Annotated in this window: 19 protein-coding genes; 10 read left to right on the top strand and 9 right to left on the bottom strand. The window is 72.2% G+C overall.

Going from position 1 to position 22,099, the window contains the following annotated elements; all coding sequences use genetic code 11:
* The first annotated feature begins 36 nt into the window (after positions 1-36).
* Both JT1_RS00105 and JT1_RS00110 read left to right on the top strand, forming a co-directional pair.
* A complete protein-coding gene (locus tag JT1_RS00105; protein WP_068321137.1) occupies positions 37-2,373 on the top strand; it encodes a sodium-translocating pyrophosphatase in 2,337 nt (778 codons plus the stop codon).
* 39 nt (positions 2,374-2,412) lie between these two features.
* Entirely contained in the window at positions 2,413-3,924 is a 1,512-nt protein-coding gene (locus JT1_RS00110) for a DUF7059 domain-containing protein (RefSeq protein ID WP_068321139.1), read from the top strand.
* 95 nt (positions 3,925-4,019) lie between these two features.
* Here the strand turns inward: JT1_RS00110 and JT1_RS00115 are convergent, their stop codons facing one another.
* Together JT1_RS00115 and JT1_RS00120 are read right to left on the bottom strand one after the other, a co-directional pair.
* A complete protein-coding gene (locus JT1_RS00115) occupies positions 4,020-4,403 on the bottom strand; it encodes a DUF4878 domain-containing protein (protein WP_068321141.1) in 384 nt (127 codons plus the stop codon).
* Between the two features lie 111 nt (positions 4,404-4,514).
* Positions 4,515-5,303, bottom strand: a complete 789-nt coding sequence (locus JT1_RS00120; RefSeq protein ID WP_068321144.1) for a dioxygenase family protein — start codon at positions 5,301-5,303, stop codon at positions 4,515-4,517.
* Between the two features lie 152 nt (positions 5,304-5,455).
* Between JT1_RS00120 and topA the strand changes: the two genes are divergently transcribed.
* From topA to JT1_RS00140, 4 genes are all read left to right on the top strand, one after another.
* A complete protein-coding gene (gene topA, locus JT1_RS00125; RefSeq protein ID WP_068321147.1) occupies positions 5,456-8,188 on the top strand; it encodes a type I DNA topoisomerase in 2,733 nt (910 codons plus the stop codon).
* 93 nt (positions 8,189-8,281) lie between these two features.
* Positions 8,282-8,734 carry an SCP2 sterol-binding domain-containing protein gene (locus JT1_RS00130; protein WP_068321150.1) on the top strand — a complete coding sequence of 151 codons (453 nt, stop codon included), beginning with the start codon at positions 8,282-8,284 and terminating at the stop codon, positions 8,732-8,734.
* Complete coding sequence (locus tag JT1_RS00135; RefSeq protein WP_255218213.1) at positions 8,731-10,314, top strand: AMP-binding protein; 1,584 nt, start codon at positions 8,731-8,733, stop codon at positions 10,312-10,314. Before JT1_RS00130 ends, JT1_RS00135 begins: the two co-directional genes overlap by 4 nt.
* A 30-nt stretch (positions 10,315-10,344) precedes the next feature.
* Positions 10,345-10,779, top strand: coding sequence for a pyrimidine dimer DNA glycosylase/endonuclease V (locus JT1_RS00140; RefSeq protein WP_068321156.1), 435 nt, complete (start codon positions 10,345-10,347; stop codon positions 10,777-10,779).
* A gap of 16 nt (positions 10,780-10,795) precedes the next feature.
* On the opposite strand, the gene JT1_RS00145 is transcribed toward JT1_RS00140, so the two are convergent.
* The 5 genes from JT1_RS00145 to JT1_RS00165 all read right to left on the bottom strand — a co-directional run bounded on the left by JT1_RS00145 (position 10,796) and on the right by JT1_RS00165 (position 15,822).
* On the bottom strand, positions 10,796-12,136 hold the full coding sequence (locus JT1_RS00145; protein WP_068321159.1) for a serine hydrolase domain-containing protein: 1,341 nt from the start codon (positions 12,134-12,136) through the stop codon (positions 10,796-10,798).
* Between the two features lie 62 nt (positions 12,137-12,198).
* Positions 12,199-13,203 carry a glycine betaine ABC transporter substrate-binding protein gene (locus JT1_RS00150; protein WP_082807366.1) on the bottom strand — a complete coding sequence of 335 codons (1,005 nt, stop codon included), beginning with the start codon at positions 13,201-13,203 and terminating at the stop codon, positions 12,199-12,201.
* Positions 13,203-13,982: an ABC transporter permease gene (locus JT1_RS00155; protein WP_068321161.1), complete on the bottom strand. Its 780-nt coding sequence runs from the start codon at positions 13,980-13,982 to the stop codon at positions 13,203-13,205. Before JT1_RS00155 ends, JT1_RS00150 begins: the two co-directional genes overlap by 1 nt.
* Positions 13,979-15,181, bottom strand: a complete 1,203-nt coding sequence (locus JT1_RS00160) for an ABC transporter ATP-binding protein (RefSeq protein ID WP_082807367.1) — start codon at positions 15,179-15,181, stop codon at positions 13,979-13,981. The genes JT1_RS00155 and JT1_RS00160 overlap by 4 nt, the downstream gene beginning before the upstream one ends.
* Complete coding sequence (locus JT1_RS00165; RefSeq protein ID WP_068321164.1) at positions 15,181-15,822, bottom strand: ABC transporter permease; 642 nt, start codon at positions 15,820-15,822, stop codon at positions 15,181-15,183. Before JT1_RS00165 ends, JT1_RS00160 begins: the two co-directional genes overlap by 1 nt.
* A 162-nt stretch (positions 15,823-15,984) precedes the next feature.
* Between JT1_RS00165 and tmk the strand changes: the two genes are divergently transcribed.
* Genes tmk through JT1_RS00185 form a run of 4 tightly spaced genes read left to right on the top strand, consistent with a single transcriptional unit; the run spans position 15,985 to position 20,063 of the window.
* Entirely contained in the window at positions 15,985-16,602 is a 618-nt protein-coding gene (gene tmk / locus JT1_RS00170; protein ID WP_068321167.1) for a dTMP kinase, read from the top strand.
* Positions 16,599-17,780, top strand: coding sequence for a DNA polymerase III subunit delta' (locus tag JT1_RS00175; protein ID WP_082807368.1), 1,182 nt, complete (start codon positions 16,599-16,601; stop codon positions 17,778-17,780). Before tmk ends, JT1_RS00175 begins: the two co-directional genes overlap by 4 nt.
* Positions 17,781-17,834: 54 nt before the next feature.
* On the top strand, positions 17,835-19,364 hold the full coding sequence (locus JT1_RS00180) for an alpha/beta hydrolase (protein ID WP_068321170.1): 1,530 nt from the start codon (positions 17,835-17,837) through the stop codon (positions 19,362-19,364).
* 30 nt (positions 19,365-19,394) lie between these two features.
* On the top strand, positions 19,395-20,063 hold the full coding sequence (locus JT1_RS00185) for a lysophospholipid acyltransferase family protein (protein ID WP_068321176.1): 669 nt from the start codon (positions 19,395-19,397) through the stop codon (positions 20,061-20,063).
* Positions 20,064-20,066: 3 nt separating this feature from the next.
* Here the strand turns inward: JT1_RS00185 and JT1_RS00190 are convergent, their stop codons facing one another.
* Positions 20,067-21,494 (bottom strand): peptidoglycan recognition protein family protein, encoded by a 1,428-nt coding sequence (locus JT1_RS00190; RefSeq protein ID WP_169701776.1) that lies wholly within the window; start codon positions 21,492-21,494, stop codon positions 20,067-20,069.
* Positions 21,495-21,576: 82 nt separating this feature from the next.
* A complete protein-coding gene (locus JT1_RS00195) occupies positions 21,577-22,038 on the bottom strand; it encodes a hypothetical protein (RefSeq protein WP_068321185.1) in 462 nt (153 codons plus the stop codon).
* Positions 22,039-22,099 lie beyond the last annotated feature (61 nt).

The raw sequence follows: 22,099 nt of genomic DNA on the forward strand, positions 1-22,099 counted from the left end.
GTCCGGCCGTGACCCGCGCCCATCAAGGAGGATGGCATGGCTGGCTCGCACGCGTCCCTGACCGCAGCGTCATCGATCACGCTCGACGGCACCAACCTCGGCCTCGTCGGCGGCGTGGCCGCGATCGGCCTCCTCGCGCTCGTCCTGGGGGTGGTCCTGCGGGGGCAGGTGCTCGCCGCGGGCGCCGGCACCGAGCGCATGCAGGAGATCGCCGGCGCGGTCGAGGAGGGCGCGCACGCCTACCTGCGGCGGCAGTTCAGGACGCTCGTCGTCTTCGTCGTCCTCGTCTTCGTCCTGCTCCTCTTCCTGCCCGCCGACACCGCGGGGGTCCGCTGGGGACGGTCCGGGTTCTTCGTCCTCGGCGCCGTCTTCTCCGCGACGATCGGCTACCTGGGCATGTCGCTCGCGGTCAAGGCCAATGTCCGCGTCGCCCAGGCCGCCCGCTCGACCGGTCGCGACGACGGGATGCGGATCGCCTTCCGCACCGGCGGGACGGTCGGCATGTTCACCGTCGGCCTCGGCCTCATCGGTGCGGCCGTCGTCGTCCTCGCCTACCGCGGTGACGCTCCCAAGGTCCTCGAGGGCTTCGGCTTCGGTGCCGCCCTGCTCGCGATGTTCATGCGCGTCGGCGGCGGCATCTTCACCAAGGCCGCCGACGTCGGCGCCGACCTCGTCGGCAAGGTCGAGGCCGGCATCCCCGAGGACGACCCGCGCAACGCCGCCACCATCGCCGACAACGTCGGTGACAACGTCGGCGACTGCGCCGGCATGGCCGCGGACCTCTTCGAGTCCTACGCCGTGATGCTCGTCGCGGCGCTCATCCTCGGCTCCGCGGCCTTCGGCGCCTACGGCCTCGTCTTCCCCCTGCTCATCCCCGCCATCGGCGCCGTGACGGCCATGATCGGCATCTTCATCACCCGCGCGCGGGCGGGGGAGTCGGCGCTCGACGCGATCAACCGCGGCTTCTACATCTCTGCGGTGATCTCCGCGGTCCTGTGCGCCGTCGCGGCGTACACCTACCTGCCCGGCGCCTACGCCGACCTGGGATCGCCCGACGAGGGCGTCGCCGCCCTCGTGGGCGACCCGCGCCGGGCGGCGCTGCTCGCCGTCGTCCTCGGCATCGTGCTGGCCGCCGTCATCCTGCGCATGACCGGGTACTACACGGGGACCGACAAGCGACCGACGATGGACGTCGCGCGCACCACCGAGACCGGCGCCGCGACCGTCATCCTCTCCGGCATCAGCCTCGGCCTCGAGTCAGCCGTCTACAAGGTCGTGACGATCGCGGTCTGCATCTACCTGGCCTTCCTCCTCGGCGGCTCGTCGGTCGTGCTCGGGCTCTTCTTCATCGCGCTCGCCGGCTGCGGGCTGCTCACGACCGTCGGCGTCATCGTCGCCATGGACACCTTCGGCCCGGTCTCGGACAACGCCCAGGGCATCGCCGAGATGTCCGGTGACGTCGACGGCGAGGCCGCACAGATCCTCACCGAGCTCGACGCCGTCGGCAACACGACCAAGGCGATCACCAAGGGCATCGCGATCGCGACGGCCGTGCTCGCCGCGACGGCGCTCTTCGGCAGCTACACGGATGCGTGGACCTCGGCAGTCCGCGCGGTCGACCCGGGCTCGCTCTCCAAGGACCGGGTGTCCGACCTCGAGCAGATGGTCAACACCCAGATCGTCGCCCCCAACGTCCTCGTCGGCGTGCTCGTCGGCGCCGCGGTCGTCTTCCTCTTCTCCGGCCTGGCGATCAATGCGGTCACCGTGGCCGCCGGGTCGATCGTCCACGAGGTGCGCCGCCAGTTCCGCGAGCACCCGGGGATCATGGCCGGCACCGAGAAGCCCGAGTACGCCCGCGTGGTCGACATCTGCACCCGCGACTCGCTGACGAAGCTCGCGACCCCCGGCCTGCTGGCCGCCCTCACCCCGATCATCGTCGGCTTCGGGCTGGGCATCGGGGCGCTCGCCGGGTTCCTCGCCGGCGCCATCGCCTGCGGCGCGCTCATGGCCGTCTTCCTCGCCAACTCCGGCGGCGCGTGGGACAACGCGAAGAAGATCGTCGAGGACGGCAAGCACGGCGGCAAGGGCTCGTCCGGCCACGAGGCCGCGGTCATCGGTGACACCGTCGGCGACCCCTTCAAGGACACCGCCGGGCCGGCGATCAACCCGCTCATCAAGGTGATGAACCTCGTCGCCGTCCTCATCGCCCCGGCGATCATCACCCTCTACCTCGGCGACGACACCGACCAGATGATCCGCTGGGGCATCGCACTCGTCGCGTTCGTCGTCATCGTCGGCGCGCTGCTCTACTCCAAGCGTGACGACGTCGCGATGGCCGACCCGGACGTCGAGCCGGTCCTCGACCGAGCCTGACGGGCGAAGGGAGCGGGCCGGGCTGGCTAGGCTCGTCGGGTGAGTACCTCGGCGACCCTGCGCACCGACCCGGCCCTGCTCGACTCCCTGAGGGAGGACCTGGCGGGCGCCCCCTTCGGCGTGGACGAGGTGCGCGAACGCCTCGGTGCCCTCGCCAGCGCGGCCCTCGGCCGCGAGCAGACCCTGCCCGCACGGCGCGCGGTCGCCGGCGCGAGCGACCCGCTCGGCGTGCTCATCGGGTGCTTCGGGCTCGGGCTGCCCACGGCCGCCGACGACCTGGCGAGCGCCCTGCCGCGCACCGGCGTCACCGGCGCGGTCGCCCTCGGGATCGTCGAGCCGGAGGGCGCGCACGTCCGGGCCACCTGCGACCTGCGGCCCTACGGGGACGACACCGGGCACGCGTGGTGGGTCGCCTCCGACCCCACGGAGCACGCCCGCAGCGAGCCGCTGCCCGTCGACCACGTGCTCGGCATCGGTGGCGCCTCGACGACCCTCGCGTCGTGGACCCCCCGCACCCGCGTCGCCCGGGCCCTCGACCTCGGCACCGGCTGCGGCGTCCAGGCCCTGCACCTGTCGACCCACGCCGAGCACGTCGTGGCCACCGACCTGTCGCGGCGTGCGCTCGGCTACGCCGCCTTCAACGCCGCGCTCAACCGCGCCGACTGGGACCTGCGCGAGGGCAGCTTCCTCGAGCCGGTGGCCGGGGAGGCCTTCGACCTCGTCGTGAGCAATCCGCCCTTCGTCATCACGCCGCGGAGCGGGGACGTGCCGCTCTACGAGTACCGCGACGGGGGCGCCGCCGGTGACGCGGTCGTCGCCGCCCTGACGAAGGGGGTCGGCGCCCACCTCGCGCCCGGAGGCGTCGCCCAGCTCCTCGGCAACTGGGAGACCGGCGCCGGCCAGGACTGGCGCGACCGGGTCGGGGAGTGGGTCGCGGAGAGCGGCCTCGACGCGTGGGTCGTGCAGCGCGACGTGCAGGACCCGGCGGAGTACGCCGAGCTGTGGACCCGCGACGGCGGTCACCTGCCGGGCACGAGCGAGCACGACACGCTGGTCGGCGCCTGGCTCGACGACTTCGCGTCGCGCCGGGTGGAGCAGATCGGCTTCGGGATCATCACGCTGCACCGACCCACGACGCAGCGGACCCCCTTCGTCGACCTCGTCGAGGCGCACGGACCGGTCGCCACCCCCATGGGGCCGACCATCGCTGCCGGGCTGGTGGCCCGCGACCGGCTCGCGGGGCTCGACGACGACGCCCTGCTCGACACCGCGTGGCGCTGCGCCGACGACGTGACCACCGAGACGCACGCGGCTCCGGGCGCCACCGACCCCAACGTCATCGTGCTGCGGCAGGGCGGGGGGCTGGCGCGCTCGATCCGCCTCGACACCCTCGACGCGGCCCTGGTGTCCGTGAGCGACGGCGAGCTGACCGCCCGGCAGTCGCTCACCGCGATCTCCGCGCTGCTCGACCTGCCGACCGGTGAGGCGCTCGGGGCCGGCGCGACGCTCGTGCGGCGCCTGGCCGCCGACGGCCTGCTCCGGCCCGCCTGAGCCTGACCCCACGCGCAGAGGGTCACGTCATGCACCAAGAACGCGTCTGATGTGCACGACGTGACCCTCTGGGGGTGGCTAGCGGGGTGTCGAGGTCACTGCATGGTGATCTTCCACTCGTCCTCGACCTTGACCAGCTTGACGTCGTTCTCCTCGTCCTTGCTGTTCTTGACCTTGACGGTGGCGGTCTTCTCGTCCTCGGAGACCGTGGAGGAGAGGATCTCGATGTCGTCGGCGTTGGCCTCCTCGGCCAGGTCGTCGCCGCCCTCCTTCATGCCCTCGACGCACGTGGTGCCGGCCGACTCCATGGTCTTGAGCATCTCGGGGTCGATGCTGTCGCAGACCTTGTCGTAGTCCTTGTCCTCGAAGGCCTGAGCGAAGTCCGTGACGGCCTGCTCCGCGTCCTTCTCCGGGCTGCCGCAGGCCGAGAGGCCCAGCGCGAGCCCGCTGGCGGCGATGATGGTGGCGAGCTTCTTCATGGGGTCCTCCCCGGTCGTGGCGCGGCCGTGGTGCAGCGCTCGTCGGTCACGACCCTAACGACGCCGGCCGGGGTGGGCGATGGGGAGGACTGCCCGCCCCGGTCGGTCCGATCAGTCGAACTGCCAGGAGCGCTTGGACAGGCCGAACCAGAAGCCGTCGACCGCCGTCCGGCGCTCGGTCGCGCCGGAGGCCTCGGCCGCGCCCATCGCGATGTACAGCGGCGCCCAGTGCTCGGTGCGCGGGTGCGCCTCGTGGGAGGCGGGTGCCAGCTCGAGCATCCGCTCGAGGGCGTCGACGTCACCGGCCGCCACGGTCTCGGCGGCCCAGTGGTCGAACTCGCTCGAGGCGGACGGGGGCGTGGCGTCGGCCCCGGCGCGCGGGTTGAACCAGCGCAGGTTGTGCGTCGTGAAGCCCGAGCCGACGATGAGCGTGTCCTGGTCGCGAAGGGGGGCGAGCGCCCGGCCGATCTCGAGCAGGCGGTGCGGGTCGAGGGTCGGCATCGACATCTGGAGCACCGGCACGTCGGCATCGGGGAACATCTCCACGAGCGGCACGTAGGCGCCGTGGTCCAGGCCACGGGTCTCGTCGCGCTGGACGTCGACCCCCTTCGCCCCGAGGAGGGAGGAGACCTCGGCGGCCAGGTCGGGGGCGAGCGGCGCGTCGTACTCGACCTCGAAGTACTTCTGCGGGAAGCCCCAGAAGTCGTAGGTCAGCGGCACCTTGCGCTGGGTGGGGCTGACCGTGACGGGGGCGTTCTCCCAGTGCGCCGAGACCATGAGGATGTTCTTCGGCTTCTCGAAGGAGCCCGACCAGCGGGCGAGCTCGGCGGTCCAGCGGGCGTCGTCGGCCAGCGGGGGAGCGCCGTGGGACAGGAACAGCACGGGCGGGGTAGCGGTCATGCACCCATAATACTTGTATCTTCAATGAAAATCCACCCCCGGCGGAATGGGTTCCGACCCGGCCGCCGGGGCGTAGTACGGTCGGCGCCAGCGACCCGTGCGTCGAGGCAGCGACGAATCCGCTGCACGCAGGGTCGGGAGAAGAGGCACGCATGGCCAGCAAGCTCGTCATCGTGGAGTCCCCCGCCAAGGCGAAGACCATCGCCGGCTACCTCGGCGGCGACTACGTCGTCGAGGCGTCCGTCGGGCACATCCGCGACATCCCCACGCCCTCCGAGATGCCCGCGGAGATGAAGAAGGGGCCCTTCGGCCGCTTCGGCGTCAACGTCGAGGACGGCTTCGAGCCGTACTACGTCGTGGACCCGGACAAGAAGAAGAAGGTCACCGAGCTCAAGCGCCTGCTCAAGGACGCCGACACCCTCTACCTCGCCACCGACGAGGACCGCGAGGGCGAGGCGATCGCCTGGCACCTCCTGGAGACCCTCAAGCCCAAGGTCCCCGTCAAGCGGATGGTCTTCCACGAGATCACCAAGGAGGCGATCCAGCGGGCCGTCACCGAGACCCGTGACCTCGACCTCGACCTCGTCAACGCCCAGGAGTCGCGCCGCATCCTCGACCGCCTCTACGGCTACGAGATCTCGCCCGTCCTGTGGCGCAAGGTCAAGGCCGGTCTGTCCGCCGGGCGCGTGCAGTCCGTGGCGACCCGCATCGTCGTCGAGCGCGAGCGCGAGCGGATGGCCTTCAAGGTGGCCTCGTACTGGAGCGTCGAGGGCAGCTTCTCCGCCGGGTCCGCCCCCTTCGCCGCCCGCCTCGCCAGCCTGGACGGGACCAAGGTCGCGACCGGCTCCGACTTCGACGACACCGGTTCGCTCAAGGGCACCGCCCGCCAGCTCGACGAGCGCGCCGCGACCACGGTCGCCGAGGCGACGATCGCCGCGTCCGTCACGGTCTCCTCGGTCAGCGAGAAGCCGTACACCCGCCGGCCGTACGCCCCCTTCACGACCTCGACGCTGCAGCAGGAAGCCGGTCGCAAGCTCGGCCTCGGCTCGCGCGCGGCGATGGGCGTCGCGCAGAAGCTGTACGAGAACGGCTACATCACGTACATGCGTACCGACAGCACCAACCTCTCCGGCTCGGCCGTCGCCGCAGCCCGGGGGCAGGCGCGCGACATGTACGGCGCGGACTTCGTCCCCGAGCAGCCGCGCGTGTACGGCAAGAAGGCGAAGAACGCGCAGGAGGCGCACGAGGCGATCCGCCCCGCGGGGGACCGCTTCCGCACCCCGGCGCAGGTCGCCGGCGAGCTGCGCGGCGACGAGTTCCGGCTCTACGAGCTGATCTGGAAGCGCACGATCGCCTCCCAGATGGCCGACGCGAAGGGCTCGACCGCGACGATCCGGCTGGCCGCCGACCTCGGCGGCTGCGAGGTCGCCACCGCCGCCGAGTACTCCGCGTCCGGCACCGTCATCACCTTCAAGGGTTTCCTCGCCGCGTACGAGGAGGGCACCGACGAGCCCCGCGAGTCCACGAAGGACGGCGAGGCCCGGCTGCCGAAGGTCACCGAGGGCACCGCGGTCGACGTCGTCGACGCGACCCCGAACGGCCACGAGACCTCGCCGCCGGCGCGCTACACCGAGGCCTCGCTCGTGAAGAAGATGGAGGAGCTCGGCATCGGCCGCCCCTCCACGTACGCCTCGACGATCAGCACGATCCAGGACCGCGGGTACGTCCGCAAGAAGGGCAGCGCCCTCGTCCCGACGTGGCTGGCCTTCGCGGTCACCCGCCTCATGGAGGTGCACTTCAGCAGCCTCGTCGACTACCGCTTCACCGCCTCGATGGAGGAGGACCTCGACGAGATCGCGTCCGGCTCCGCGGAGCGGGTGGCGTGGCTGCAGCGCTTCTACTACGGGAGCGAAGGGGGCGGCCAGGGCCTGCACGAGCTGGTCACCGACCTCGGTGACATCGACGCCAGGGCGATCTCCACGATCGACATCGGCGACGGCGTCGTCGTGCGGGTGGGGCGCTACGGCCCGTACGTCGAGGAGGTCGTCTCGACCTCGGAGACCCCGAGGCGCGCGACGATCAACGACGACGTCGCGCCCGACGAGCTGACCCCGGCGATGGCCCGCGAGTACCTCGCGCAGGCCGCCGACGACGGGCGCGTCCTCGGGCAGGACCCGGAGACCGGCCGCGACGTCATCGTCAAGACCGGCCGCTACGGCCCCTTCGTCACCGAGGTGCTCGAGGAGGACGTCGAGGACAAGCCAAAGCGGGGCAAGGCCAAGGTCAAGCCGCGCACCGCCTCCCTCTTCGCGTCGATGGACCCGGCCACGGTCGAGCTCGACACCGCCCTGCAGCTGCTGTCGCTGCCGCGCACCGTGGGCACCGTCACCGAGACCAAGACCGCCGAGGACGGCACCGAGACGCAGGTCGAGGTGCCCATCACCGCGCAGAACGGTCGCTACGGCCCGTACCTGAAGAAGGGCACCGACTCGCGCTCCCTCGAGACCGAGTCGCAGATCTTCGCGATCACGCTCGAGGAGGCCCTGGCGATCTACGCCCAGCCCAAGCAGCGCGGGCGGGCCGCGGCCAAGCCGCCGCTGGCCGAGTTCGGCGAGGACCCGGTGAGCGGCAAGAAGGTCGTCGTCAAGGACGGGCGCTTCGGCCCGTACGTCACCGACGGTGAGACGAATGCCACGCTGCGACGTGATGACGAGCCCGAGACGCTCACCGCGGCACGGGCCTACGAGCTCATCGCCGAGAAGCGTGCCAAGGGCCCCGCGACCCGCAAGAAGTCGGCGAAGAAGACGGCCAAGAAGACCGTGAAGAAGGCCGCGAAGAAGACGACGAAGGCAGGAGCCAAGAAGGCCGCGACCAAGAAGGCGTGAGCCCCGTCGGTGGCGACGGGGGATGGACTCCCGTTGCCGCTGTGGTTACCGATGGGTATGGTCCGGGCAACCCGCGTACCCAGAGGAGCAGCGATGGAGCTCGACCCGACGACCTTCGACACGATGACCCCGCAGGAGTTCGCCCGGACGGTCAAGGGCATGTCCGACCGCGAGCTCAGCGAGACGATGCGGGGTGAGCTGCGGATCCCGATCCTCGACGCGGTCTTCGCGCGCTTCCCCGGCCTCTTCCGTCCCGAGCGGGCGGCGGGGCTGCACGGCACCGTCCAGTTCCGCATCACGGGCGGGCCGGACGAGCGGCCGCACGACACCTACGAGATCGTCGTCGCCGACGGCACGTGCACCATCTCCGAGACGCCGGGGGAGTCCTACGACGCCTCGCTGATGATGGCGCCGCCGGAGTTCATGAAGATCGCGACGGGCCGCGGCAACCCGACGATGCTCGCGATGCGCGGCAAGATCAAGGTCAGGGGCGACCTCGCCCTGGCCGCGAAGTTCCCCACCCTCTTCGACATCCCGAAGGCGTGAGCGCTGACATGAACCCCCTGATCATCGCCAAGACCATGGCCAAGCGCGGCATGCTCAACCCCGGACCCCCGGCAGCCCAGGTCAAGCAGCTCGCCGCGCTCCGGAAGTGGGGCTTCGGCCTCGCCGGTGAGCTGCGCCAGGCCGCGGGCCGCTCGCCCCGGACCGTCGCCGTCATCGACGAGACCCGGGGCGCCACGACCTACGCGGAGCTGCTCGCCAACTCCGAGAAGGTCGCCGTCATCCTGCGTGAGCTCGGCTTCGGCCCGGGCGACCGGATCGGGCTGCTCGCCCGCAACCACGTCCAGGCCATCGAGGTCATGTGCGCCACGTCAGCGGTCGGCATCGACCTCGTCCTCGGCAACACCGGCCTCGCCGGGCCGCAGCTGGCGCTCGTCGCGGAGGAGCAGGGCATCCAGGCCCTGATCCACGACGACGAGTTCGCCGAGGTCGTCGAGCACCTGCCGCAGTCCCTGCCGCGGGTCACCGAGACCGAGCTGGCCGACCGGGTCGCGCGGACCGCGCGCCCGAGCGAGCTGCCCGTCCCCGCCCGGGGTGGCCGCACGATCATCCTCACGTCCGGCACGACCGGCACGCCGAAGGGAGCGGCCCGCAAGACCCCCGGTGGGTTCGGCCCGCTCATCTCGATCATCGACCGGATCCCCCTTCGTGCCCACGACCGGATCCTCATCGCGGCCCCGATCTTCCACACCTGGGGCTACGCCGCCATGCAGCTGTCGATGGCGCTGCGCGCGACGATCGTCCTGCAGCGTCGCTTCACGCCCGAGGCGGCCCGCGCGGCCCTCGAGGAGCTGCAGCCCGACGCGATGTTCGCCATCCCCGTGATGCTCCAGCGGATGATGGAGCTGCCGAGCGACCCGGCCGCGCGGGAGCGCCGCCGGCTGCGGGTCGTCGCGACCTCCGGCTCGGCCTACCCCTCCGGCTTCACGCGGCGGTTCATGGACGAGTACGGCGACGTCCTGTACAACCTGTACGGCTCGACCGAGGCCTCGTGGGTGTGCATCGCGACCCCGGCCGACCTGCGGCGCCACCCCAACACCGCGGGCACGCCGCCGCTCGGCACCGTCGTCAGGATCCTCGACGACGACGGGCGCGAGGTCCCACCGGGCGAGAAGGGCCGCATCTTCTGCGGCAACGAGCTCGTCTTCGACGGCTACACCAACGGCAACACCAAGGACTTCGTCGACGGGCTCGTCTCCACGGGGGACATCGGCCACGTCGAGGGCGACCTGTACTTCGTCGACGGTCGTGACGACGACATGATCATCAGCGGCGGTGAGAACGTCTACCCCATCGAGGTCGAGGGGCTGCTCGCGGAGCACCCGGCCGTCCGCGAGGTCTCGGTCATCGGTGTCCCCGACCCGGACTTCGGTCAGCGGCTGGCTGCCTTCGTCGCGCTCAACGAGGGCCAGGGCCTCACCGGTGACGACGTCCGGGAGCACGTGCGCGCCAACCGCGCGCGGCACTGCGTCCCCCGCGAGGTCGTCTTCCTCGACGAGCTCCCGCGCAATGCGACCGGCAAGGTCCTGGCCCGGGAGCTGCGCAAGACCTTCCCGGGCTGACGTGCAGCCGTCCCCGGACGAGGTGCCTCGATGAGGCTGTGGAGCCTGGACCCGACCCAGCTCGACCGGGCCGCCCTCGTGTCCGGCTGGCGGGAGGGCCTGCTCGCGCAGGCCGTCCTGCTCGGCCGGACGAAGGGGTACACGCGCCACCCCCAGCTCGAGCGGTTCCGGGCGCTCGGGGAACCGGTGACCGGCGTGGTCACCTGGCTCTCCGGCCTCGCGGACGAGGCCGACCGGCGGGGTTACCGCTTCGACCGGACACGGCTCTCGGGTCCCGGCGACCCGGGACTGCGGATGATCGTCACCGACGGGCAGCTCGCCCTCGAGCACGCCCACCTGCTCGCCAAGTGCGAGCAGCGCGCACCCGAGTGGGCGGCCGCCCTGCGCCTCGAGGGCCCGCGCCCGCACCCGCTCTTCGACGTCGTGCCCGGACCGGTCGAGGCCTGGGAGCGGGCCGGGTCGTGACGGCGCGGCCGGGGGCCTACAGCCAGGCGCCGAAGGCCAGCGGCTCGCGGGTGAAGCGGTAGGTCGCCCAGCTGAAGTGGCTCACCGTCCCCTCCCCGTCCCGGTGCACGACGAGGTGCTCGCCCGCCTCGCGGCCGGAGACGGTGACGAAGCGGTCGGTGCCCGCGGACTCGAAGACCGACGACGGCTGCTCCTTGGGCTGACCCGCGACGCGGGCCTCGAGCACCCCCTGCCGGACCGACAGCACGAAGTGCATGCCCTCGGAGTACCAGTGGCCGAGCAGCGGCACGAGGTCCTCGGGCAGGTCGGTGCCCGGCACCCACGCCTCGGCGGGCACCGGCTCGCGCTCGATCGCGATGGTGCCGAGCTCGATGGCGGCCGCCGCCGGCGGGACGGGCGCGGTGTTGTTCATGAGGACCACGCCCGTCGTCGCCGAGGCGCGCTCGGTGAAGACGCCGGTGATCGACCCCGGCCAGCCGCCGGTGTGACCGACCCACGTCCGCCCCTCGTGCCGGACGAGCTGCAGGCCGAGGCCCCACGCGGAGGTCCAGCCGACGGTGTCCGCCATGACCTGCGGCTGGCACATCTCCTCGAGCGTGCCGGCGGAGAGGACCTCCTCGACCGGGTCGGCGATGAACCCACCCCACCGGGCCATGTCGGCGAGCGTCGAGCGCAGCCCGCCCGCGGGGTCCAGGGCCCGCGCGTCGAAGACCGGCTCGGGCACCGGGACGTCGGCGAAGGGCGGGACGAAGTACCCCTTCGCCTGCCGCCCGGAGGGTGCGGTGCCGGTGCGCCGCATCTCCAGCGGGTCGAGGATGCGTCGGCGGACCGAGTCCTCCCAGCTGCACCCGTCGAGGCGGGAGATGATCTCGCCGAGCGTCGCGTACGCGAGGTTGGAGTAGTGCCAGCGGTCGTGCGGCCGACCGACCCGTTCGGCCTGCGACCAGCCGGCGAGCAGCTCCTCCCGGGTGGGCATGACCATCGTGTCGAAGACGTCGCCGACCGGCTCGCGCTGCATCCCTGAGGTGTGCGAGAGCAGCTGGCGGATCGTCACGCCCGGGTGCGCGGCGTCGGCGAGGTGGGTCTCGACGGTGTCGTCGAGGTCGAGGCGGCCCTCGTCGCGCAGCGCCATCGTGACCACCGCGGTGAAGGTCTTGGAGTTGCTCGCGACGGGGTACTGGGTGTCCTCGTCGGGGGCGTCACCCGGGCGGTCGACATCGACCGTGCCGATCCCCGTGGACCACTCGAGACGGCCCCGTCGGGCGACGCCGGCGGCGAGCCCCGGCACCCGCCCGTCGGTCTGCGCGGTCAGGGCGCGGGCGGTCAGGGCGCGGGCGGTCTCGTCGCTGAAGGTCACCGGCCCAAGGTATCCCCGTGGTGCCGGCGTCCGCGTCCTCGCGGCGCTCGGTCGGTGCGGGCTCAGCGGGCGATGAACCCCTGGGCCTGCAGCCACTCCATGGCGACGTCGGCGGGGTCCTCGCCGTCGACGTCCACCTTGGCGTTGAGGTCGATCAGCACCTCGTCGGTGAGCTCTTCGACGACGGGCGCGAAGAGGTCGACGACCGCCGGGTGCTCGTCGACGACCCGCTCGGTGAGCACGGGCGCGACGTTGTACTTGGGGAAGAAGGCCTTGTCGTCCTCGAGCACGACGAGGTCGAGCGCCTTGATCCGGCCGTCGGTCGTGAAGACCTCGCCGAAGGTGCACGTGCCGGTGTCGGTCGCCTGGTAGATCGCGCCGGTGTCGAGGACCTTGACGTTGTCGTCGGGGAAGCTCCTACCGCGGGTCAGCCCGTAGGCCTTGAGCATCGGGCCGAAGCCGTCGTTGCGGTTGTTGAACTCCGACTCCACGCAGAAAGTCAGGTCCTCCTCGGGGACGTCCTTCAGCTGCGACAGCTTGCTGATGCCGAGCCGCTCGATCTCCTCGCGCGGGCCGGCGAAGCCGTAGGTGTTGTTCATCGGCGCCGGCTCGAGCCAGACGAGCTGGTTGTCCGCCAGGTCCCGGTCGCGGACGGCCTCGTACTGCTTCTGCTCGTCGGGGATGGGGGTGGTCTCGCCGAGGTAGGCGATCCACGCCGTCCCGGTGTACTCCCACTGCATCTGCACCTGGTCCTCGATCATCGCCTGCCGGGCGCTGGAGGAGCCGGGGATGTTGGTGAGGTCCGGGGCCTCGGCGCCCGCAGCCCGCAGGAGGATCACGGCCATCTTGCCGAGGATGAGCTGCTCGGTGAAGTTCTTCGACCCGACGCCGATCGTCGCGCCCGACAGGTCGATGTCGGCGATGGGGCCGGCGGCCTCGCCCGACGGCACGAAACCACCGCTCGTCCCGAGGCCGCAGCCGGCGAGACCCAGGCCGAGCGCGCCGGCGCCGCCGAGGAGCAGCGCGCGTCGCGTCGGGCCGGGCGAAGGGGGGCGACGTCGCGTCATCACTGGGTCCCCTTGGGCGTGAGGACCAGCTCGAGCACCCGGCCCGCCCAGTCGATGAGCAGGGCGAGGACCGCGATGATGACGGCGCCGCTCACGAGGATCGGGTAACGGAAGAGCGTGATGCCGGTGACGATGAGCGCCCCGAGCCCGCCCGCGTTGACGAAGGTCGCGAAGCTCGCGGCGCCGACGACGAGCACGAGGGCGGTGCGCACGCCGGCCATGATCACCGGCATCGCGAGGGGCAGCTCGACGCGGCGGAGCACGTCGAGCGGCGACATGCCCATGCCGCGCGCGGCCTCGACGAGGGTGTGGTCGACCTGCTGGAGGCCGACGATCGTGTTGCGCAGCACCGGGAGGAACCCGTAGATCGCCAGGCTGATCACGGCCGTGCGGGTGCCGAAGCCGAGCCACATCGCGAGCAGCACGATGAGGCCGATGACCGGGGCGGCCTGGCCGGCGTTGGCGACCGCGGTGATCGGTCCGGCGAACCGGCGGGCGGGCCCGCGCGTGAGGATGATGCCGGTCGGGATCGCGGTGACGAGCACGACGGCGGTCGTGACGAGGGTGAGCTCGACGTGCTCGCGGGTGAGGTCGAGGATCGTGCCCCAGGCGAGCTGCCGGTTCTCGATCTCGTCGAGGTCCGCGTTCTGCCGCCAGAGCGCCCAGCCGCCGAGGACGGCGGCGCAGAGCAGCGGGAGACCGACGAGCAGGCCGATCGTCGTGCGCCGGTCCTCGACACCGGTGTCCGCGGACGAAGGGGAGGGGAGCGCGTCGGTCATGAGGCCGCCTCCTCCGCGGTCGCCTTGATGTGGTCGGTGACCGCCGCGAAGGTCACGACGCCGAGGAACTCGTCGCGGCGACCGGTGACGAGGACGCCACCGTGCGAGCTGGCGAGCATCGAGTCGAGCGCGTCGTTGATCGTGGCGCGACGGTCGACCACCGAGATGTCCTGGTCGGTGAGCTCAGGCAGACGGGCCATGCGCGAGGCCTCGCCGAGGCTGTACCAGCCGACGGGGCGACGCCGGCCGTCGAGGACGATGACGTCCCGCTGGCCGGCGGCGCGGGCGGCCTCGGCGGCGGCCCTCCCTTCGTCCCCGACGCGGGCGACGACGGGGGACTGCAGCTCGAGCTCGTCGACGCGGGAGAGGCTCAGCTGCTTGAGCGAGGAGCCGGCGCCGACGAAGTCCTCGACGAACTCGTCCGCGGGGTTGGCCAGGATGTTGGTCGGGGTGTCGTACTGCGCGATGTGGGCGCCCTCGCGCAGCAGGAGGATGCGGTCGCCGAGCTTGACCGCCTCGTCGATGTCGTGGGTGACGCAGACGATCGTCTTCTGCAGCTCCTCCTGGATGCTCATCAGCTCGTCCTGCAGCCGCTGGCGGGTGATCGGGTCGACCGCGCCGAAGGGCTCGTCCATGAGCAGCACGGGCGGGTCCGCCGCGAGGCCGCGGGCGACGCCGACGCGCTGCTGCTGGCCGCCCGAGAGCTCCTTCGGGTAGCGGTTGCGGTAGCGGGCGGGGTCGAGACCGACGAGCTCGAGCAGGTCGTCGACCCGCTCGGTGATCCGCTGCTTGTCCCACGTGAGCAGGCGGGGGACGAGCGCGATGTTGTCGCCGACGCTCATGTGGGGGAAGAGCGAGCCGCCCTGGATGACGTATCCGATGGTGCGGCGCAGCTCCGTCGCGTTCCTGGAGCGGATGTCCACGCCGTCGATGGTGATCGTGCCGGAGGTCGGCTCGTGGAGCCGATTGATCATCTTCAGCGTCGTCGTCTTGCCGCAGCCCGAGGGGCCGATGAACATCGTGATCTGGCCCGCGGGGACGGTGAGGGAGAGGTGGTCGACCGCGGGCGTCCGCTGCCCCGGGTAGGTCTTGACCACGCTGTCGAAGACGATCTCGGCGCCGCTCACCTCGCGGGTCGGGACCTCGGGGCGAGGGGCGTCGTCGTGGTGCTCGGCAGGCTGGTCGTCGGTGGTGGACATCAGGCGCGGATCCCCTTCGAGGTGGTGAGTCGGCTGACGAGCAGCAGGGCGGCGTCGAGCAGGAGGGCGAGGACGACGACGCCGAGCGTGCCGACGAGGGCGTAGTTGAGCGCGTTGGCGCCGCCGATCTGGGCGAGCCCGGTGAAGATGTACGGGCCGAGGCCCGGGCCGAGCGCGTACGCGGCGATCGCGGCGACGCCCATCGACATCTGAGCGGACACCCGCAGCCCGGCCATGATCACGGGCCACGCCAGCGGGAGCTGCACGCGCACGAAGCGGGACGTGGAGCCCATGCCCATCCCCTTCGCCGACTCCAGCAGCGTCGGGCTGACGCCGGAGAGACCGACGACGGCGTTGCGCAGGATCGGCAGGGTTGCGTAGAACGTGACGGCGATGACCGAGGGCAGCGCGCCGATGCCGACGAGCGGCAGGAGCAGGCCGAGCAGCGCGAAGGAGGGGATCGTCAGGCCGATGGCGCTGAGCATGTTGGCGGCCGGCTTGAGCCTCGGGACGCTGGTGACGAGGACCGCGAGCAGGATCGCGATGACCGTCGCCAGGAGCACCGACTGCACGACCAGCGAGAGGTGCTGGAAGGCGCGGTAGAGGATGTCCTGCCACTTGTCGGAGACGAACTCGCCCACGGCCCACCTTTCGCGCCCCGGCGGTCGGAGCCCTCCCACCCAAGCGTGCTTCGCGCGGCGGTGCCCGCCCAGAGGGCTTCCGCGACCGATTTGTGACCTTCCGCAGCACGGCCGCGCGCGACCGCGCGAGCGGTGTCCGGGGCGTGCCATAGGGTCGACCGGGTGACGGACAGCGGGTACTTCATCGCCTTCGAGGGCGGCGACGGCGCGGGCAAGTCGACCCAGGTGCGCCGGGTCGCGGAGGCGCTCGAAGCTGCCGGCCGTGAGGTCGTCGTGACCCGACAGCCGGGCGGCACGACGCTCGGCGCGGCGCTGCGGGACCTCGTGCTCCACGGTGGTGCGCTCACCCCCCGTGCGGAGGCGCTGGTCTTCGCGGCCGACAAGGCCCAGCACGTCGAGGAGGTCATCCTCCCTTCGCTCGCCCGCGGCGCGGTCGTCGTCACGGACCGCTACGTCGACTCCTCCGTCGCCTACCAGGGCGCGGGCCGCGCGCTCGGCGCGCAGGAGGTCGCCGACCTCCAGGCCTGGGCGGTCGGCGGCCTCATGCCGCACCTGACCGTCGTCGTCGACGTCGACCCGGCGACCGGTCGGCAGCGTCGCGGCGGCACGGACGACCGGATGGAGTCGGAGGCCGATGCCTTCCACGTGGCGGTCCGCGAGCACTTCCTGGCCATGGCGAAGGGGGAGCCCCACCGGTACCTCGTCGTCGACGGGACCGCGTCCCCGGACGAGATCGCTGAGCGGGTGCACGCCCGGCTCGTGGACGAGGGAGTGCTGTGAGCGCCGGTGCGGCCCTCGGGGGCGCCACGGCGCCGCCGATCTGGCGGGACGTCGTCGGGCAGAGCGAGACGATCGAGACCCTGACGCGGGCGGTCGCCGACCCGACGTCCATGACGCACGCGTGGCTCTTCACCGGCCCGCCGGGGTCCGGGCGCTCCACGGCGGCACGGGCCTTCGCGGGTGCGCTGCTGTGCCCGCGCGGCGGCTGCGGCGAGTGCCGGGAGTGCCGGACCGCCCTCGACGGGACGCACGCCGACGTCGACGTGCTCGTCACCGAGGCGCTGTCGATCGGCGTCGCCGCGACCCGTGACCTCGTCCAGCTCGCCGGACGCTCGCCGAGCGTCGGGCGGTACCGGATCATCCTCATCGAGGACGCCGACCGGTTGACCGAGCAGTCGGGCAACGCCCTGCTCAAGGCGCTGGAGGAGCCGACGCCGCGCACCGTCTGGTTGCTGTGCGCGCCGAGCCTCGAGGACGTGCTCATCACCGTGCGCTCGCGCTCGCGGCACGTCCGGCTGCGCACGCCACCGGTCGCCGAGGTCGCCGCCCTGCTGCAGCGCCGTGACGGCATCGACCCGGGCATGGCGACCTACGCCGCGCGCGCCGCGCAGAGCCACATCGGGCTGGCCAAGCGCCTCGCGACCGACGAGGGCGCCCGTATCCGGCGCCGCGACACGATCACCCTCGCGTCTCGGATCCGTGGTGTCTCCGACGCCGTCGGCGCGGCTGCCGACCTCCTGCAGATCGCCGAGCAGGAGCGCGACCGCACGCTCGAGTCGCGCGCTGCTGCCGAGAAGGCGCGTCTGCTGGAGACGCTCGGCGCGGACCCGTCCGCGCGCACGCAGCCCCCGCACATCCGCGCCCAGGTCACCTCGCTGGAGAAGGAGCAGAAGACCCGCGCCACCCGGTTCACCCGCGACATGATCGACCGCGCGCTCGTCGACCTGCTCTCGATCTACCGTGACGCGCTCGTCCTGCACGCCGGCTCCCCGGTCGCTCTCGTCAACGAGGACGCCAGGCCCGTGGTCGAGGAGGTCGCGCGCTCGTTCAGCGGCGAGGGACTGCTCGTCGCCATGGAGTCGATCGCCACCGCGCGCGAGCGGATCGCCGCCAACGTCGCGCCCCTGCTCGCCCTCGAGGCGATGGCGGTGTCCCTGCAGCTGCCTGCTCGGCGGTAGGACCCGCTCGGTGGCCGTCGTGCGCCGTCGCGGGCCACAGGTAGCGTCTGCGGCATGAGGTCTCGTGCGCGCTCGCTCCGTCTGGTCGCTGCGGTGGCGGCGGTGGTCCTGCCGGTGGCGGGGTGCTCGCTCCTCGAGCCCGACACCCGTCCGACGGGGCTGACGACAGGGGACCAGGCACCGCCCGCCGGGACGCAGGGGCTGGAGCGGTTCTACGAGCAGGACCTGCAGTGGGGCGGGTGCGAGCGCGGCGACGGGGAGTGCGCGCAGCTCGAGGTGCCGATGGACTACGAGGACCCGGACGGCAGGACCCTCAAGATCTCGGTCCTGCGGGTCAAGGCCAAGGACGAGGCCGCCGGCTCGCTCGTCGTCAACCCCGGCGGCCCCGGAGGCTCGGGCGTCGACTACGCCGCCGCGGCCGACTTCGTCGTCAGCGAGCGGATCCGCAAGAACTTCGACGTCGTGGGCTTCGACCCCCGTGGGGTCGCGCGCTCCGAGCCGGTCGACTGCCTCGACGACCGGGGGATGGACGCCTACCTGGCCAAGGACCCGACGCCGGACACCGACGAGGAGCGGGCCGCGGACCGGGCGGAGCAGCAGGAGTTCGCCGACGGCTGCAAGAGCAGGACCGGCGAGCTGCTCGGGCACGTCTCGACCGCAGATGCTGCCCGGGACATGGACGTCCTGCGTGCCGCGCTCGGTGACGGCAAGCTGACCTACCTCGGCAAGTCCTACGGCACCTACCTCGGCGCCACCTACGCAGAGCTCTTCCCCGACCGTGCCGGACGGATGGTCCTCGACGGGGTCATCCCGCCGGACGCGACCGCGCAGGAGGTCGTCATCGGCCAGGCCAAGGGCTTCGACACCGCGACCCGGGCGTGGGCGCAGGACTGCGTCGACAACGACTGCTCGCTCGGCGGCACCGTCGACGAGGTGGTGGCGAGCGTGCAGGACCTGCTGCAGCAGCTCGACGGCCAGCCGCTGCCCGCGTCGGCCGGCATCGAGCTGACCGAGGGGTGGGCGACCTGGGGCATCGCGCAGGCCCTCTACGACCAGGGCATGTGGTCGCAGCTGACCGACGCGCTGGTGAGCGCGGAGGACGGTGACGGCGGCCCGCTGAGCGAGCTCGGCCGTACCTACGCGGGCCGCGACTCCGGTGGCGACTACGCCTCCAACCTCCTCGAGGCACTGCCTGCGGTCAACTGCCTGGACCGTCCGGAGCAGGACGTCGACCAGGACGCCCTCGTGGACGAGGCGGTAGCGGCCGCGCCGATCTGGGGACGTGCGCTGTCCTCGGAGTCCCCGTGCGCCGAGTGGCCGGTCGAGTCCACCAGCACGCCGCACGAGATCGACGCGAAGGGGGCCGACCCGATCCTCGTCGTCGGCACCACCCGCGACCCGGCGACGCCGTACGAGTGGGCCGAGCGCCTGCACGAGCAGCTCGCCGACTCCGCGCTCATCACCCACGAGGGCGACGGGCACACCGCGTACATGCGCCAGAACGACTGCGTGGACAAAGCGGTCGACGAGTTCTGGCTCACCGGCGCGACGCCCGACGGCGACGCGCTGACCTGCAAGGAGTGATCCCCACCTGCGGTCGGATCGTGGGCCAGAATGCGTGAGGTGACCTCACCTCGTCAGCACGCGAAGAACGCCGCGGGCTTCGCGCTGGTGTGGTGCGTGGCCAAGACGGTCCACCGGGTGAGGTACCGCGCCGGCGGGATCCCTCGCACCGGGCCCGTCATCCTCGTGGCCAACCACCTCACGATGACGGACCCCCTCGCCGTGGCCCGGGCGGCGATCGGGCACCGGCGCTTCCCCCACTTCCTCGCGATGCAGGAGGTCTTCGGCTGGCCCGGCGTCGGTGCGCTGGCTCGCGCCACCGGGCAGATCCCGGTCGCGCGGGGTTCGTCCTCGGCGGCGCAGGCCCTCGACAGCGCGTCCGAGCGGCTCGACCAGGGCCAGCTCGTCGCGCTCTACCCCGAGGGGCGGCTGACGACCGAGCCGGACCGCATGCCCGGGCCCGCGAGGACCGGCGCGGCCCGGCTGGCCCTGCGCCACCCCGACGCGGCCGTCATCCCGGTGGGGACGTGGGGGCCCCAGCAGGGCCACCACCACATCTGGCACCGCCACACGGCCTGCCTGTCGGTCGGGCCGCGGCTCGACCTGTCCGCGTGGGCGGGCCGCACGGACGACGCCGCCGCCCGCGAGGTCACCGACGCCATCATGGGCGCGATCCGCGCCGAGATCGCGCAGGCCCAGCAGATGTGGCGTTCCCGCTAGGCGTCAGGGTGTGACGGTGACCGTGTCCCGCCAGCCCGGGACCCAGGTACCGGAGCTGGTGTCCTTGCCGCTCAGGATGACCTCGTACTCACCGGGAGTGGCCCACTCGCCGTCGGCGAGGCGTCCCTTCCACGTCACCGTGAGGTCGGTGTCGCCGGTGCGGGTGCTGCTGCGGTCGGAGATGACGCCGTGCTCGTCGCTGCGGATGCGCACCCGCCAGGTGACGTCGCCGCCTGTCTTGACGTTGAGCGCCGAGCCGCCGCTGCCGTAGGTGATCCAGCGTGGGCTCGTGCTCGGCCGGTAGAAGGCGGAGGACTGCCGCTCCTTGGCGTTGGTCCGGATGCCGGAGAGCTTGGACTGCAGGTACCGGCCGGGGCAGGCGGTCTGCCCGACGTTGCGGTGCCCGAGGACCGTCGGGCGCCACACGCCACCGATGGTGGCCTTGGCGGTGGGGTCGACGTGGTGGCGACCGAGCTTCCACGCCATGAAGCGCTCGATGCCGGTCACCATCGCGGTCGGCGCGGCCGTGACGTCGTAGTCCCCCATCGCGGAGATGCCGAACGTCTGCGAGTTGACGCCCCGCGCGTGCGCCCCGATGACGGCCCTGTCGAGGCCGCCCGCACGGCCCTCCCACAGGCGGCCCCACTTGTCGACGAGGACGTTGTAGCCGATGTCGTTCCAGCCGCGGCCGTTGACGTGGAAGTCGTAGATCCCGCGCAGGATCTGCGGCACGTCGTCCTTGGAGTAGGTGTTGATGCCGGCGGTGTGGTGCACGACGGCACCCCTCACCTCGCCGTAGTCGGGCTCGCCCTTGCGGATGGACTCGTCGGCTCCCCACTCGGCCCGGGTGTGGACGGTCGGACGGCGCTGGACGCCGTGCGCCGTGGCGGGCGGGGCGGAGCCGACGTCACCGTCCGCGTCGGAGGTCCCGGGGTCGACGAGGTCGACCTCGAGGTCGGACGGCCTCGCGCCTGCGGACTCGACCCTCACCTGCACGCCGTCGGACTCGGCCGTGACGAGCGGCTGGGTGCCGCCGCGCTGGGAGGCGGCCTCGGCGGACCCCGCGTCCGGACCCCCTTCGGCCTCGAGCAGGCTCCACCCGGTCCACCGGCCGGTCGCCGCGTCGCGGGTGCGGACGAAGGCCTCGACGTCGGTGCGCTCGCCGCTCCACGTCACGCCCGCGACGCGGAAGTCGCGGGTGGCCGTCGGGGCGGTCATGCCGACGACCTTGTCGTCGGACCTACCGCGCTGGGGGACGGCGGGCGCCGCCTTGAGCGCCGAGCGGTCGATGCCGCCGATCCGGATGGAGTCCCGTTGAGCCGGAACGGGTTTGGGGGAAGCGCTCGTGTCGACGACCGGCACGATGGTGATCAGGGAGGTCGCCGTGGCGGCGACGGTCAAGCGGGAGAGAGCACGACGAAGGGAGCTCACGAGGAGACCTCACAGGGGATTGGGTCCGATGGGCACCGGACACGCTAACCGCCGTGCGGCGAGGCTGCAGTGCGGGGTCGCATCAGCGCATGTGGGCCACGAGACCGAGCCACGAGAACCCAAGGTCGATGTCCGGCTCCGCCGCCGGGTCCTCCCAGGGCACCTCGTTCTTCTTCTGCACGTAGTGGTTGGCGACCGGCGAGCTCGGGGCCGGGGCGGCACCCGAGAGCGCTGCCTGCACCGACTCGACGTACTTGGTGGCAGCCGTCTTGTTGAACTTGCCGTCCATCAGCGCCTTGCGCGTGCGCGGGTCGGACCCGACCGCGACGCGCAGCAGGCTCTGGTCGCCCTGCCCGCCGACGCCGATGACGAAGATCTTGGGGTTGGACATCTTGGACTTCTCGAGGGCGACGAGCCTGTGCCCCTGGGTGTGGACGGCGAGGACCTGCAGGTTCTTGGTGTTCTGCACGACCCCGAGGGCCGCGTCGAAGACGGCGTCTGCGGGGGAGTGGACGGGCAGGTCGATCTCGTGTGGTGCGCGCACGGGTGGCCTTTCGTCGGGGCGTCATCGGCGACGCTACCGGTCCCGCCGGCCGCACGGGTCG

Source organism: Janibacter terrae NBRC 107853 (genome assembly GCF_001591405.1).
GTDB lineage: Bacteria > Actinomycetota > Actinomycetes > Actinomycetales > Dermatophilaceae > Janibacter > Janibacter terrae.